This is a genomic window from Microbacterium sp. KNMS (genome assembly GCF_053851835.1).
Genome location: NZ_JBSQBP010000034.1, coordinates 13,437 through 27,694, shown reverse-complemented (window position 1 = coordinate 27,694; position 14,258 = coordinate 13,437). Strand labels below are relative to the sequence as shown.

Here is a 14,258-nt window from a genome sequence, read left to right as displayed (position 1 = left end):
CCGTGGGGCAGAAGTGCGCGTGTCGCACGACACCGGGCCACACCAGCCTCATCGATCCGAATCCGGTGACGGCAGCGACGTCACGGGAATCGGAGTTGTGGGGCGGATGTGCGCGTGTCACACGACACCGGGCCACACCAGCCCCACCGATCCGAATCCAGTGACGGATGGCCGCGCCCGCCACCCGGCCCCGCCACGCGCCATCCGCCCCGGCCCGACTACCCTGCGAGCTCGTCCTGCAGGGTCTGCGGCGCGCGACCCAGCGCTTCCGCCAGCGCCGGATGCACAGCGCGCGCACACGGCCCTCGACGCGCTGCACGCCGCGGGACGCCGGGCACAGCGTGCGGCGGTCGCGCCGCGCGGCGTCGTGCTCGCGATGAAGGCCGACAACGACGGCGGATTCCTCGATGCTCTGCTCCGGCGCCTCGCCGAAGACGAGCCCGACCTCGAGGTCTCGGTGCGCCTGTGCGCGTGGGGCGAGGAGCCCGTCCTGCTGCGGCGGGGCGAAGCGGATGTCGCACTCATCCGCGGCGCGTTCGACCGCACGGGCCTGGATGCCGACCGCCTGAGCGAGGAGGAGACCGTCGCCGCCGTGCGCGTCGACCATCCGCTCGCGGGAGCGCCGCTCGCCGGATCGGGGACGACCCTCGCTGCACTCGCGCTCCCGATCTCGGGTCCTGACGACGAGGTCGGCTTCCACGCGTACCAGAGCGCCCTCGTTCGCGACCACGACATCCGCGACCTGCCCCAGCTGCTCGCGCTCGTCGAGCTCGAGGGCATCGTCGCGCTGCTGCCCGCGCATGTGGCGGAGCGGTACCCGCGCCCGGGTGTCGCGTATCTGACGGTGGCCGATGCTCCGACGACGGAGCTGTCGATCGTGTGGCCGCAGGACTCGCGGTCGCGCGCCCTCGCGGCGCTCGTGCGAGCAGCGGAGCAGGTCGCAGACGCCCCGGCTCCGGCCCGCTGATCAGGGCCGCATCGGCGTCGGCCGACTCGACGGATCAGGGCGATCGTGGTCGATGTCGATTCTCGAGAAGGGCACGGTGGGGAACACCTGCTCGGTGAGAGACACGGTGCCGCCTTCCGCGAACACCTCCACGACGGTCGCATCGACGACGATCTGCAGATCCACGTCTCCCGAGCCACCGCGCAGAAGGGGCGCCTCGGCCACCGCGGAGTAGTCCGGATGGAAGTCGCCGCGCCCTGCGGCACGGCGGTCGCATCGCAGCGTGCCCGCGTCGATGTCGACCGTGATGACGAACCTCTCGCCGGCGTCGTTCGAGAGGGTGACGGTCGTCACCGCTCCCCGCTGCCGCGGCGCCGACACGGCGTGCACCTGCAGCGCTGAGGGCTCAGGCGGGAGCACCGGCGTCTGCGCGAGGGCGAGAGTGCCATCGCTCCGACGGACCAGCCGCACATCGCGAACCAGCGACATCGCCGAGCGCCACGGTGACGTGGGGGTCTCGTTCGCGTACAGCCAGTTGCTGGCCCAGCCGATCATCAGCCGACGCCCGTTGGGCACGTTCGCGAACGAGACCGCCGCGTAGTAGTCATGTCCGTAGTCGATCCAGTCGTAGTCGGCGAGCTCGTCGGACTCGACGACTCGCTCTGCGACGAACTCTGCACCGTCGAAGTTCCCGATGAAGTACTGCGTCCCCGAGCCTCCCGCGATGCCCCCCGGGTTGAGACTCACCACGAGCACCCAGCGCGTCTCATCCGTGCCGTCGACGGCAAGCGGGAAGAGGTCCGGGCATTCCCACACGCCACCCACGGCGTGCGCCGGGCCGAAGTGCGATGCCGCGGTCCACGTGAGGAGGTCAGGCGAGGTGTAGAAGAGCACGCGATGCTCGGTCGCCGCGACCACCGCCATGACCCAGTGCCCGTCGTCCTCGCCGTACCAGAACACCTTCGGGTCCCGGAACTCGCTCGATCCGATGTCGAGGACCGGATTGCCGGCATACCTCGTCCAGGTCTCGCCGCCATCCACGCTGTAGGCGAGCGACTGCGCCTGCGTGGCAGGGTGCTGGTCCGGGTGCGACGCTGCGGTGTAGATCGCGACGAGCGCTGTCTGACCCTCCCCCGCGAAGCCCGCGGTGTTGCGCACGTCGACGACCGCGCTGCCCGAGAACGCCATCTCGTGCTCTGTGGCCGGGATCGCGATCTCGCGCTCGGTCCAGGTCACCAGATCGGAGGACGTCGCGTGCCCCCAGGAGATGTTCCCCCATGTGCTCCCCGCGGGATTGGTCTGGAAGAAGAGGTGATAGACCCCGTCGTGGAAGAGCAGGCCGTTCGGATCGTTGAGCCACGACCGCTGCGCGGTGAAGTGCGCGGATGGGCGAAGAGAGGTGGTCTCGGTGCTGATGGCGGTCGAGGTCACGGGAATCTCCTGAAGAGTGAAGTCGGCAAGGTGGTCACAGGGTCGGAGGCCGAGTGGAGAAGAACCGGGGCGCCCTCACGGCGCCCCGGCTCTGCCTCACTCGCCGCCCTGCTGGAAGCGGTCGTAGGCCTGCTGGTAGACCTCGATGACATCGTCGACGCCCATGGCCTCGAGCTGGGAGACGTAGCCGTCCCACTCGCTGTCGATCCCGCCCTTGACGATCCACGAAGCGAACTTCTCCTTCACGAGGGTGTTGATCTCGGGCACAGCGAGCGAGATGCGGTCCAGCTCCTCGTTCGAGAGCATCACGGGCGGGTACGACTCGTTCGCACGGTACGGTTCGAAGAACTCCTGCACGAGCTGCTGCCGCTCCGCGGCGCGCGGCTCGGGCGCAACGACCGTCTCGAAGTCCTCGGCGGTCGTGATGCGCGGGCCGCCGGGCGCGACACGCTGGCGTCGCTCGCCTTCCGACTCGCCTGGTGCGGCCGGGATCTGCACGAGCATCCCGTTCGCGTCCTCCTCGAGCGTCACGCCGATGGGGCCCCAGGCGACCTGTGCCGACATCGCGGGGTCGAACAGGCGATCAGCCCATCGCATGGTGGCGGCGGGGTACTTGTTCGCGCGGGTGATGGCCATCGCGCCGCGGCCGATCTCCTGATTGTTGGCGACGCTCGCGAGGCGCTCGCCGTTCGCGCCCTCCAGGACGCCCAGCATGACGTAGTCGTCCATGCGGTCCTCGCCGACGAACTCCTTCAGCTCCCACCAGAAGAACGAGCCGAGCACCGGAGTCTCGGCCTTCCCCTTGGCGAGGTACGCGACGTCGTCCTGCGAGAAGGACTCCGGGTCGATCAGCCCCTCGGCGTACCAATCGGCGAGGCCTTCGACCCCCGCGCGGTACTCATCGCTGTTCGCCGTGAACTCCACGGTGCCGTCCCGCACGATGCGGTGGTCGTTGTTCTCGGGCTGCCCGCCCAGCGCGGCGATGAGGTCGTGCGGGTTGGCGCAGAACGAGTCGGTGCGGAACGAGAGCGGGATCTCGTCGTCGACGCCGTTCCCGTTCGGGTCCTCCGTCGCGAAGGCGACCAGCGCATCGTGGTACTCATCCACTGTCGTCGGGAGTGGCAGGCCGAGCGCGTCGAGCCACGTCTTGTTGATGTACAGGAAGTTCGGGAACGCGAGGATCCCGAGCTCTTCGACGTTCGGCAGGGTGTAGATGTGGCCGTCCGAAGAGGTGATGGCCGCGCGGATGTCCGGTCGTTCCTCGAGGATGCCCGACAGGATGGGCGCATGCTCGGCGATCAGATCCTCGAGCGGGATCAGCGTGCCGTTGCTGCCGTTCTCGACGATCTCGGCGTCACTCAGTCCCGTGTTGTAGAGCACGTCGGGGAGGTCGGCGCTCGCGAGCATGAGGTTCTTCTTCTCGGCGTAGACCTGGTCGACGAGGTTCTGCCACTCGATCTGGATATTCGTGTCCTCCTCCCACTGCTGGACGAGCTCCATCTCGCCGTACTCCGGGGAGAGCGGCGACTTGGTCCCGCCGAATGTGAGGGTCAGCGTCTTGTCGACGATCGGGAGACCCTCCTCGTTGAAGCCGTATTCGGCGGATGCGTCTTCGATCTCCGATGTCCCTGCGGCGGAGCAGCCTGTGACGACGACTCCGGCAGCGGCAAGACCTGCGAGCGCGAGGGTGAAACGACGGTGTCTCATGAACGGTTCCTTCTCTGGATGGGTGGGGGGAGGGTCAGCTCTTCACGGCGCCCAGAAGGGCGCCCTGGGCGAAGTGCTTCTGCATGAACGGCAGGACGATGAGCAGGGGGACCGTCGAGATGACGATCATTCCGTACTTGATCAGCTCGCCCAGGCGCTGAGCGGCGGCGTACGAATCGAGCGCTCCTGACCCGCCGGCTGCGGTGACCTCGGACTGGATCAGCACGTTGCGGAGCACGAGCTGGAGCGGATACTTGCTCTCGTCGTTGAGGTAGATCAGCGCGTCGAAGAACGCGTTCCAGTTCGCGACGAGGTGGATCATGATCATCAGGAAGATGAGCGGCTTCGACAGCGGCAGGACGATGGTGAAGAAGAACCTGAAGTCGTCGGCGCCATCGAGCTGGGCGGCCTCGCGGAGCTCGCTCGGCACGTTGTTCTCGAAGAAGGCCCTCGCGATGATCAGGTTCCACACGCCGACCGCCCCGGGCAGGACGATCGCCCAGATGGTGTCGAGCAGGCCGAGGTCTCGCACGACGAGGTAGCGGGCGATGAGGCCGCCGTCGATGAACATGGTCAGGAGGAAGACGAACATCAGAACCCGGCGACCATAGAGGTCGCGGCGCGACAGTGCGTACGCGCCGAAGAGGATCATCACGACGCTGATCGCGGTTCCGAGCACGGTGTAGAGAACGGAGTTGGCGAAACCTCGGACGATCGTCGGGTCCGAGAAGATCCGCGCGTAGCCCTCCAGCGTGAATCCCTTCGGCCAGATCCACACGTTGCCGTTGAGGATCTCGGACGGCTCGCTGACCGACGCGATCACGATGAAGTACAGCGGGTAGAGGATGGCGGCGATCGCGAGGAGAAGGGTGCCGATCGCGATCGCGTTGAAGAGCGGATCCGCCGCGCGCTCGCGCCAGGACGGACGGCGCCGACGGCGCGTGTCGTGCGGAGCGTCCGGCGCGATCAGCGCGCGTGTGGCTGTCTGAGTCATGGCTGCGTCACCAGAGGGTCGACTGTCCTGCGCGCTTCGCGACCCCGTTGAAGGTCAGCAGCAGGACGAGGTTGATGAGGGAGTTGAACAGGCCGATGGCGGCCGAGTAGCTGAACTGCGCCTGCTGGAGTCCGGCCTTGTACACGTAGGTCTGGATGACTTCGGAGGCCGGGAGGTTGAGATCGGTCTGCATCAGCAGGACCTTCTCGAACCCGAGGTTGAACAGGTTGCCGATCGCGAGGATGAACAGGATCGTGATGACGGGCATGATGCCGGGGATGTCGATGTGCCAGATCCGCTGCCACTTGTTCGCCCCGTCGACGCGAGCGGCCTCGTGCAGGGCGGGATCGATAGCCGTGAGGGCGGCGAGGTACACGATCATCGAGAAGCCGGCGTTCTGCCAGATGTCCGATCCGATGTAGAGAGGCCGGAACCACTCGACCGAGCCCATGAAGAAGACCGGATCGCCTCCGAGCATCACGATGGCGTTGTTCACGATCCCCGAACGGGGCGAGAAGAGCAGGAAGATCATGCCGACCACGACGACGACCGAGATGAAGGATGGCGCGTACAGCACCGTCTGCGTGAACCGCTTGAAGCGCCGGCTCTGCAGCTGATTGACGATCAGCGCGAGCACGATCGGCACCGGGAAGGCGATGAGGAGCCCGAGCGCATTGATCGTGAGAGTGTTCGTGAGCAGCCGCTCGAACTGGATCGACTGCACGAATCGCGCGAAGTGCTCGAGGCCCACCCACGGGCTCCCGGTGAAGCCGAGCGCGGGGTTGTAGTCGCGGAACGCGATCTGCGCGCCGTACATCGGCCAGTACTTGAACACGACGATGTAGATCAGAGCCGGCGCAAGTAATACGTATAACTGCCATGAGCGCAGCGCGCGTCGCGCCGCCGCCGACACACGGCGTCGCGGGATGGCGACAGAGGGCGCGGCGACCGCGCGTCCGGGAGTGGAGATCATCGTTGCACCTTTGCAGTCCGGGCATTCAGGGGGGCGACCGAGTCGCGCTCGATGAGCGCGCACTCGACGGGGATCCGCCGGGGCTCGGATGACGAGCCATCCAGCAGGATCTCGAGAGCCTGGCGAGCCATCCGCTCGTACGGCAGCTCGACGGTGGTCAGACCGGGATCGAGGTAGGGGGCGAGCGTCGCATGATTGTCGAAGCCGACGATCGAGCAGTCCCGGGCAGGACGGAGACCGAGCGCCTCGAGCGCTCGATAGGCGCCCCACGCGGTGCGGTCGTTGCCGCAGAAGATGGCGGTGGGCGGCTCGTCCATCGCCATCAGCTGGGCCGTCAGCGCGACACCGTCCTCGACAATGCCCGTGCCGTACTTCACCAGAGCGGGATCGGGAGCGAGGCTCGCCTCCTCGAGCGCCCGGTGGTAGCCCGCGAGACGGCCGACGCCCGCCGGGAGGTCGCTCACCGGCGGCTGGATGTTGATCATCGCGATGCGCTCGTGCCCCGCGTCGATCAGATGACGGGTGGCCGCATAGCCGCCGCCCTCCTCATCGGGGAAGACGCTCGCGAATCTCCCGCTCCGGTCCTGCGCATTGACGACGACGGCGGGCACGCTCTCGAGCCCCGCGGGCAGCTCCAGTCGGCGGTGGTACATCGACGCGTACACGATCCCCGCGACGCGGTACGACAGCATCATGTCGACGGCGGCCGACTGGAGGCCGGGATCATCGAACGTGTCCACGGTGAGGATGACGTTCCCGGTCTCCCATGCGAGCTGCTGAGCGCCCTTCAGGAGCCCACCCGCAAAGGGTGAGCTCGCCACCTCATCCGAGATGAAGCCGATCATCCCGGAGCGACCGCTGCGCAGCGACTTGGCGAACGCGTTCGTGCGGTAGCCGAGTTCCTCGACGGCGCGCATGACCCGCTCGCGCGTCTCATCGGAGACGCGTCCGCCGTCAGCGTTGTTGAGGACGAGGGAGACGGTCGCCTGAGACACGCCCGCCTGAACGGCGACTTGCGACATCGTCACAGCCCCGGGTTTGCGCGCCATTGCCCTCACCTGCTTCCTCATCGTCGAAGTTAATCGTATAACGCGTTCAGATTAGAGCTGCTGTCGCCGGAAGTCAACTACCCGTCGAGCTCATGCGCCCACGGAAGATCGGCGCCCGCTCGCGACACTGTGATCGCCGCGGCGCGCACGGCGTCCGCTCCCATGCTCTCGAGCACCTCGCGCGTCACGGGCGCGTCCCCATGCGCGAGGAGCGAGTGGATGAGCGACGTCATGAATGTGTCGCCTGCTCCGATGGTGTCGACGGCGCGCACGGCGACCGGCGCGACGCGCACTCGCGCGCTCGCCGTCGCGAGAGACGCGCCCGCGGCTCCCTGCGTGATCGCGGCGACGTCTGGGCCGAGCGCGAGCACCGCGTCCAGCACCTCATCGATCGAGAGCCCGGGATACAGCCACGCGGCGTCCTCGTCGCTCATCTTGATGAGCGTGGACAGCCGCGCGATCGCCTCGTACGCCGACAGCGCCTCGTCGCGATCGCCGAGCAGGTCGACGCGGATGTTCGGATCGAACGTGATGTGACGGGCTTTCGTCTGCGCAAGCAGCTCGCGAACGGACGCGGCACCCGGCTCGAGGAAGGCGGCGATCGAGCCCGTGTGAATGAGCCGCGGGGCGATCTCCACGCTGGGGAGCGCGCTCCACGCGATGTCGAAGTCGTACTGGGCGCCGCCATCCGCAGCGAGGTGCGCCACGGCCGTGGAGGTCTTCGCGGCGGTGACCGACTCGCGCAGAACCCGCGCGCCGGATTCGGCGAGATGATCGCGGATCGCACGCCCCCGCTCGTCGTCGCCGATCTGCGTCAGGAGCGCGACGCTGACGCCGCGGCGCCCGAGGCCCAGTGCCACGTTGGCCGGGCTCCCGCCGACGTGCTCCCTCGCACCCTGCGGGGCATCGACGATGTCGATGAGAGCCTCGCCGATCACGAGGACGTCGGCGGTGTGTGCGGTGTCCATGGTCTCCCTCTCATTCGCCGCGCGGACCGCGCGCGGAGTCGACTATATCGAGGAGCCTGGCGCCTCCCGCCGCCCGGCCCCGGCCGACCGCCGCCCGGCCCCGGCCGACCGCCGCCTGGCCCTCGCCCCTACACCCCCGCGGCGCCGTCGCGGCCGAACTCGCCTCGAATGAACGCCGCCTCGACCTCGCGGTCGAACACCTCGCGCTCACGGCGGATGGCCGCACGGTACGGCTCCTGCGCGCCGAGTGCGGCGGCCGGGTCGGCGAGCACGCGCTCGATGGCGGTGTCCGCCGCCGCGACGACGTCGGGGGCGACGTCGACCTTGTGCTCCCACGGCAGCGGCACGTCGACGTCGTTGGCCCCCGCGCCGCGGCGCGCGACGAGCACGATCGAGCCCATCGCGGCGGCTTCGCGGGGCATCCGGTCCTTGCCGGGGTGCGTGCCGAGGTCGAGGTAGATGAGGGATGTCCGCAGCGCGTCGGCGACCTCGTCGCGCGTCATCCCGCGCAGCGGCAGGAGCTCGATGCCCGGCCAGCGGCGCGAGAACTCGCGCATGAGCGCGGCCGACTTCGCGGGGTTGTAGGTGATGCGCGGCGCGCGGCCTTCGACCGTCACGGAAGCGGGGAAGTCCAGGGGCGTGTAGTCAGAGAGGATGGTCCCCACCCGGCCGAGGTGCGCGAAGACGTGGTTCCACGCGTAGTGCGACTGCACGAGGTGGCCCGCGCGGGCGAGCACGGCGTCCTCCCCCGTCGTGACACCGCGCAGGGCGCGCTTGAGGTGGCGGGCCCAGATGAGCGGCGGGCGCGACATCGGCGTGCGCTCGAGCGGGAGCGTCGACTTCTGAGCGCGCTCGATGACGAAGCGCGGCGCGTAGTCGATCGAGAGCCACCAGACGAACGGCTGCGCGTGCGCGAGGCCCCGCAGCAGGAGCGCCTGCGTCTCGGGAACGACGATGGCGTTTCCCGGCGCATCGACGACCGCGGGCGCCTCGGGGGCGTCGTAGTGCGCGTAGCGCTCCGCGCGAGGCGCGTCCTCGGTGCCGGGAACCGGGACGAGGAACGCGTCCTGCCCCTGGCGACGGAGCGAGTCGACGAGCTGGTGCAGCGCCTCGGGTCCGCCTGTGGCGAGCCCGCGCGGGTAGTACACGTAGGTGGTCATGCGGCCTGACTGACGGAGGCGGACGGGATGCGACCATCCTGCCGCGTCCCGAGCCGCGTCGAGAACGCGACCGCCGTGATCGCGGCGAAGAACGGCACGAGGTGGTTGTCGCCGAGGAACGTCGTCGTGTCGAGCATGCCGTGCGCGAGCACCCACGAGACGCCGACGAACACGACGAGCAGCTCGACGGACCCGCGCGAGACGAGCTTGTCGTGGCGCACGGCACCGATGCGACGGAGCACGGCGATGATCGGGAGCAGCGACAGCGCGATCGTCAGGAGCAGCGCGATGATGCCGGCGTCGGCCCACGCCTGCGCGAAGAGGTTGTGCGGCGGGAAGAGCTGCAGGCCGCGGCCGGGGAAGGCCATCCGCCACTCCTCCGCGATCGTGAGCCGCCAGTTGCCGAATCCGAGCCCCGTGAACCAGTTCTCGGGGAACCTCTGGAAGACGACGCCCCACAGCCGCCGCCGCTCGTCGAGCGTGCGCACGACCTCGTCGAGCAGGCGCGGTCGCATCGCGGTGACGACGGCGACGGCGCCCGCGGCCAGCCCTGCGCCGGCGACCGCGACGACGACCGTGAGGATGGGCTTGCGCACGGCGACGAGGGCGAGCACGCCGAGCACCGGCAGGATGACGATGGCGACGAGGGGGGTCTTCGATCCGGTTCCGAGGGAGGCGTCGAGCGAGATGGCCGCGACCGCGAGGAACAGCCAGAAGCGAGCGCGGCCCGGGCGCTGCAGGGCCGCCCACACGTACAGGCACGCGACGACCGCGAGGAAGAGCGATGCGGTGTTCGCGTTCAGGAAGAGGCCGCCGGCCTTGAAGATGTCGTTGACGTTCTCGGTGCTGCCGTGCGCGATCATCTCGACGCCCGGCTCGGTGAACACGCGCGCGATCGGCGACGTGAGATACGCCTTCTCGAGATCGGGCGCGAGGCGGAAGAGCGTGACGAGCCACGCCTCGATGAGGATGAGCGGCGACACGATCGCGAGCGCCGCGATGAGGCCCTGCGGAGACGAGCGGATGGTCTCGCGCGCGAGGAGCGCGGTGGCGATCAGCGCGAGGGTGAGCAGGACGCCATAGGCGGCCGAGCCGACCTTGTCGGCCCAGAGCACCGAGATCGCCTGCCACACGGCGAGCGCGCCGAGCAGCCCGATCCAGACGTGGGCGTTGCCGCGCCAGAAGCGCCAGATCGCGCCCGGGAGGAGGGCCGCCGTCGCGATGAGCCCGAGGGACGTGAAGCCGAACGGGCCGAAGAACTGCAGCGTGCCGAGCGCGAAGGCGCCCGCGAGCAGCGTCCGCGCCGGCAGCCGGAACGACAGCAGCACGATGACGCCGGCCCCGAGCAGGGCTGCCGCGAGGATGAGGACGATCTCGAGCGGCGTGCGGGAGCCGAGGAACGACGGCTCGGCCAGGACGATCACGATCTGCTCCACACGTCGACGGCACGGTATGGAGGTCTTGCGTCCCCCGCCATCCAGGTTAGCGCTCTCACTTCCGAGCCCTGGGAGGCGGTGCCCGGGCGATAGTCCCCAGATGTGCGTCCGCGCTCGCGATCAGACGGCAACGCTCGTCTTCAGGGTTACAAGCGGCGGCTCATCGACACCGGCTGCGTGAAGGCAGACGGCCACGGATACGTCGCGTTCTCCCTTCCTTACCTCGGCGAGTACATTCGCTCCATGAGCGCTGACCCGGCCGAGGCTTCGAGGGAGCGCGACGAGTGGGGAGCATTCCCGCCGCCACGCAGCGTGTGACGACGAGCGGCACTTCCCGCGTGGAGCGCCGCCCTCTACGGTCGGACGCGAAGGCCCGACCGAGGAGGATTCGATGCAGCCGGCGATCGTCCTGACTGCGACGCACGGGCACGACTCCCCGGAGTGCGCGCGGGACAGCGTGCTGCGTGCACCCCAGCGGCATCGCGATCAGCTCGCCGCTCCGGCAGACTGAACGACCGTGCTCACGCTCCCCTTCGCGATCGCGGCGGCCGTCTCGTACGGACTGTCGGACTACGTCGGCGGCCGGGCATCCGAGCGGATCGACGCGCGGGTCGTCGCGCTCATCAGCCAGGCATGCGCGGCGGTGCTCGCGGTGCTCCTCGTCGTCTCGCCGGTCGGGCAGGGAGCTCCGACCGGAGCGGATGTCCTCTGGGGCGCGGGCGCGGGGCTCGGCAGCGCCATCGGCAACGTGCTGATCTACCGGGGCATCGCGACGAGCTCGGTCACGAGCGTCGCACCGATGTCGGGCGTCGTCGCGGTGACGATCCCGGTCGTCGTCGGCGTCGCGTTCGGCGGTCTGCCGACGCCGTTGCAGACGGCCGGTCTCATCGCCGTCGTCCCGGCGATCTGGCTCGTCGCGGCAGGCGGCCGGTCCGCAGCGGACCGGCGCGGCCTGCTCATCGGCGCGGGAGCCGGCGCCGGCTTCGGCACGCAGTTCACCTGCCTCGGCCAGACGTCGGAAGCCGCGGGCCTGGTGCCCCTCGCGGTCGGCCAGGGCGTGTCGGTCGCGCTCCTCACGGTGCTCGCCGTCGGCGTCCTGCGCACCGGCGGCCCGCTCCCCCGGCGGGCGCTCGGGATGGCGGCGGTGGCGGGCGTCCTCGCCGGCGTCGCGACGGTGAGCTACCAGGTCGCGGCCCAGCTGGGCGATCTCGCCATCGCGGCGGCGGTCACGTCGCTCTACCCCGCGGTGACGGTGATCGCGGCGGCGATCGTGACGCGTCGCTGGTGGACGCGCACGGAGGGCATCGGCCTCGCGCTGTGCACGCTCGCGCTCGTGCTCATCAGCACGTGAGCGCGCGTTCGGCTCGAGCATTCACACCCCCGATCGTTGAGCGAGCGCCCCACCCCGGTCGTCGAGCGAGCAACCACCCCGGTCGTTGAGCGAGCGAAGCGAGACGAAACGACACCCGCCCCGACGTCGGCTCACGGCGTTTCGACTGCGCTCGCTGGCGCTCGCTCCGCTCAACGACCGGGAGGACGGCCACCCCCGTTGAGCGAGCAATCACCCCCGGTCGGCGAGCGAGCGAAGCGAGACGAAACGACACCCCGTCCCGACATCGGCTCGCGACGTTTCGACTGCGCTCGCTGGCGCTCGCTCCGCTCAACGACCGGAAGGACGCCCCATCTCCCGGTCGTTGAGCGAGCGAAGCGAGACGAAACGACGCAACCTTCCTCGAGTTCCTGGCCGCGCTGACGGCACTCGACCACACTGGAACCCATGCAGTACGTCGAGGTATCGCCGGAGGACATCCCAGACCCGCGCGTGGAGTGGCGTCAGAAGCTCCGGGAGATGCCGGTGCAGGTGCTGACTCTCGTGCCGCAGCGGCATCTCGAGAGCGCCATGCCATCCGGTTACCAACAGGGTCAGGACGGCCGCGGGCTGCGCGAGATGCACGTCAGCTTCACGTACACGCTCATCCGCGATCCCGACAACCGGATGGCCCCGGGGAACCTCGTCGAGATGGACGATGACATGCGGCGTTCCCTCGAGGTGGCCTCCTCCCGCCCTCGGCCGGACTGGCTCGTCGAGATGACCGAGCAGATGCGGTTTCCGCAGCTGTGGGAGGCGGTGCGGACGACGTGGCACCGCGATCCCTCGGAGGAAGCGTCTCTTGCGGGGGTGCTCGTCCAGCATGCGAACCACGTGCTGCGCAACACCTTCCGCATCGAACGCGGCCTCGAGGGAGTCGCCGGCGGACTCCCGCCCGCGCCCGACATCCGCGAGCGCGCGGTCCAGCGGCCGATCTCGCTGATCGCGGATGGCCTCGAGCTCGATGGCGCGTTCATCGACACCGACCCGCACATCTATGCGATCGGCGCGGAGCTGCCCACGGGCGGAATCGTCACGGTCGTCGTTCCTTGCGACGAGCTTCCGCTGATCACGCTCGAGCTGGAGACCGTTCCGCGCTGACGCGGATCGTCAGCGCCCCCCGGTCGTTGAGCGAGCGAAGCGAGACGAAACGACACCCCGTCCCGACATCGGCTCACGACGTTTCGACTGCGCTCGCTGGCGCTCGCTCCGCTCAACGACCGGAAGCTCCGCTCAACGAACGGGACGGCGCGCTCAACGACCGGAGGCCAGCAGCTCCCCCAGCGTCGCGTCGATCGTGCGCGCGGTCGCGTCCCAGTCGTATCCCGACGCGGGCGGATCGACGCGACGCGGGGAGGCCAGGGCCGAGCGGATGGCGCCGGCCCACTCCTCGACGTCGGTCGCGTTCTCGACGGCGAGGCCGCGATCGCCCACCGTCTCGGCGACCGCCGCGCACCCGCGCCAGAAGAGCACGGGAGTGCCGGTCATGACGCTCTCGAGCGCGGGAAGGCCGAAGCCCTCGAGGGTCGACGGCATGACGGTCGCGGCCGCGCCGCGGTAGTGGCGCGCGAGCGCCGCGTCGTCGATCCCCGCGAGCAGCCCGACGCGAGCCGAGATGCCGCGCTCCGCGGCCATCCGCTCGGCCTGCTCGTGCTCGCGCGCGGGCAGGAGCATCCGCAGTCGCGCATCCGGCACGCGCCCGAGGGCGTCGAGCACGACCTCGACGTTCTTGTGCGCACGGAGGTTGCCGACGTACATGAGGTACGGATCGCCCGGGGCCGGCGCGACGTCGGCGCGGAAGGCGTCGGAGCATCCGATGCCCGCGTTCACGACCTGCACCGAATCGTCGCCGAGCCACTCCTCGATGAGCGCCTTCGACGTCTCGGAGACCGTGAGCACGACCCCCGTCCGCCGCACGACCGGCCGGACCACGAGCCGGTAGTACGCGAGGTACTTCGCGCGCCCCGGCCACGGCGTCTGCAGCTGGATGAGGTCGTGCAGCGTCACGAGCTGCCGCTTCGCCCGCACGAAGGCGTTGTAGCCGGGCGAGTAGATGAGGCGGTCGCGCGGCACGGCGCGCAGCGCGTCCAGCGGCGCGAGGTGGTCGCCGTCGAGCCCGAGCGACTGCCACGGCGTCGTCAGCCGCGGCAGCACCTCGCGCGAGTAGCGCTGGATGCCGGCGATGCCATCCCACCGGGTGTCGATCGCGACCTGTGCCATGGGTT

The 14,258-nt window shown here is 69.5% G+C and carries 12 protein-coding genes; 3 read left to right on the top strand and 9 right to left on the bottom strand.

Annotated elements, in window-relative coordinates:
* The first annotated feature begins 376 nt into the window (after positions 1 to 376).
* The gene (locus tag ACWXWW_RS16805) at positions 377 to 967 is read left to right on the top strand and encodes a LysR substrate-binding domain-containing protein (protein ID WP_455971072.1); all 591 of its coding nucleotides are present in this window, start codon (positions 377 to 379) and stop codon (positions 965 to 967) included.
* Here the strand turns inward: ACWXWW_RS16805 and ACWXWW_RS16800 are convergent, their stop codons facing one another.
* The 8 genes from ACWXWW_RS16800 to ACWXWW_RS16765 all read right to left on the bottom strand — a co-directional run bounded on the left by ACWXWW_RS16800 (position 968) and on the right by ACWXWW_RS16765 (position 10,664).
* Positions 968 to 2,377 carry a GH32 C-terminal domain-containing protein gene (locus tag ACWXWW_RS16800; protein ID WP_455971070.1) on the bottom strand — a complete coding sequence of 470 codons (1,410 nt, stop codon included), beginning with the start codon at positions 2,375 to 2,377 and terminating at the stop codon, positions 968 to 970.
* Between the two features lie 96 nt (positions 2,378 to 2,473).
* The gene (locus ACWXWW_RS16795) at positions 2,474 to 4,084 is read right to left on the bottom strand and encodes an ABC transporter substrate-binding protein (RefSeq protein WP_455971069.1); all 1,611 of its coding nucleotides are present in this window, start codon (positions 4,082 to 4,084) and stop codon (positions 2,474 to 2,476) included.
* Positions 4,085 to 4,118: 34 nt separating this feature from the next.
* Positions 4,119 to 5,078, bottom strand: coding sequence for a carbohydrate ABC transporter permease (locus ACWXWW_RS16790; RefSeq protein ID WP_455971068.1), 960 nt, complete (start codon positions 5,076 to 5,078; stop codon positions 4,119 to 4,121).
* 7 nt (positions 5,079 to 5,085) lie between these two features.
* Positions 5,086 to 6,051, bottom strand: coding sequence for an ABC transporter permease (locus ACWXWW_RS16785; protein ID WP_455971066.1), 966 nt, complete (start codon positions 6,049 to 6,051; stop codon positions 5,086 to 5,088).
* Complete coding sequence (locus ACWXWW_RS16780; protein ID WP_455971065.1) at positions 6,048 to 7,073, bottom strand: LacI family DNA-binding transcriptional regulator; 1,026 nt, start codon at positions 7,071 to 7,073, stop codon at positions 6,048 to 6,050. Before ACWXWW_RS16780 ends, ACWXWW_RS16785 begins: the two co-directional genes overlap by 4 nt.
* A 104-nt stretch (positions 7,074 to 7,177) precedes the next feature.
* Complete coding sequence (locus ACWXWW_RS16775) at positions 7,178 to 8,068, bottom strand: carbohydrate kinase family protein (protein ID WP_455971063.1); 891 nt, start codon at positions 8,066 to 8,068, stop codon at positions 7,178 to 7,180.
* Between the two features lie 128 nt (positions 8,069 to 8,196).
* Positions 8,197 to 9,228 carry a hypothetical protein gene (locus ACWXWW_RS16770; RefSeq protein WP_455971061.1) on the bottom strand — a complete coding sequence of 344 codons (1,032 nt, stop codon included), beginning with the start codon at positions 9,226 to 9,228 and terminating at the stop codon, positions 8,197 to 8,199.
* A complete protein-coding gene (locus tag ACWXWW_RS16765; RefSeq protein WP_455971059.1) occupies positions 9,225 to 10,664 on the bottom strand; it encodes an O-antigen ligase family protein in 1,440 nt (479 codons plus the stop codon). Before ACWXWW_RS16765 ends, ACWXWW_RS16770 begins: the two co-directional genes overlap by 4 nt.
* A 517-nt stretch (positions 10,665 to 11,181) precedes the next feature.
* On the opposite strand from ACWXWW_RS16765, the gene ACWXWW_RS16760 reads away from it, so the two are divergent.
* Positions 11,182 to 12,015: an EamA family transporter gene (locus ACWXWW_RS16760; protein ID WP_455971057.1), complete on the top strand. Its 834-nt coding sequence runs from the start codon at positions 11,182 to 11,184 to the stop codon at positions 12,013 to 12,015.
* Positions 12,016 to 12,441: 426 nt separating this feature from the next.
* Complete coding sequence (locus tag ACWXWW_RS16755; RefSeq protein WP_455971055.1) at positions 12,442 to 13,134, top strand: hypothetical protein; 693 nt, start codon at positions 12,442 to 12,444, stop codon at positions 13,132 to 13,134.
* 153 nt (positions 13,135 to 13,287) lie between these two features.
* On the opposite strand, the gene ACWXWW_RS16750 is transcribed toward ACWXWW_RS16755, so the two are convergent.
* Positions 13,288 to 14,253 carry a glycosyltransferase gene (locus ACWXWW_RS16750; RefSeq protein ID WP_455971053.1) on the bottom strand — a complete coding sequence of 322 codons (966 nt, stop codon included), beginning with the start codon at positions 14,251 to 14,253 and terminating at the stop codon, positions 13,288 to 13,290.
* Positions 14,254 to 14,258 lie beyond the last annotated feature (5 nt).

What these genes read in the sequence shown, in the direction of transcription:
- ACWXWW_RS16805 (WP_455971072.1), top strand. Translation starts at nt 377, where the DNA reads ATGAAGGCCGACAACGACGGCGGATTCCTCGATGCTCTGCTCCGGCGC.
- ACWXWW_RS16795 (WP_455971069.1), bottom strand. Translation starts at nt 4,084, where the DNA reads ATGAGACACCGTCGTTTCACCCTCGCGCTCGCAGGTCTTGCCGCTGCC.
- ACWXWW_RS16790 (WP_455971068.1), bottom strand. Translation starts at nt 5,078, where the DNA reads ATGACTCAGACAGCCACACGCGCGCTGATCGCGCCGGACGCTCCGCAC.
- ACWXWW_RS16785 (WP_455971066.1), bottom strand. Translation starts at nt 6,051, where the DNA reads ATGATCTCCACTCCCGGACGCGCGGTCGCCGCGCCCTCTGTCGCCATC.
- ACWXWW_RS16780 (WP_455971065.1), bottom strand. Translation starts at nt 7,073, where the DNA reads ATGTCGCAAGTCGCCGTTCAGGCGGGCGTGTCTCAGGCGACCGTCTCC.
- ACWXWW_RS16775 (WP_455971063.1), bottom strand. Translation starts at nt 8,068, where the DNA reads ATGGACACCGCACACACCGCCGACGTCCTCGTGATCGGCGAGGCTCTC.
- ACWXWW_RS16770 (WP_455971061.1), bottom strand. Translation starts at nt 9,228, where the DNA reads ATGACCACCTACGTGTACTACCCGCGCGGGCTCGCCACAGGCGGACCC.
- ACWXWW_RS16755 (WP_455971055.1), top strand. Translation starts at nt 12,442, where the DNA reads ATGCAGTACGTCGAGGTATCGCCGGAGGACATCCCAGACCCGCGCGTG.
- ACWXWW_RS16750 (WP_455971053.1), bottom strand. Translation starts at nt 14,253, where the DNA reads ATGGCACAGGTCGCGATCGACACCCGGTGGGATGGCATCGCCGGCATC.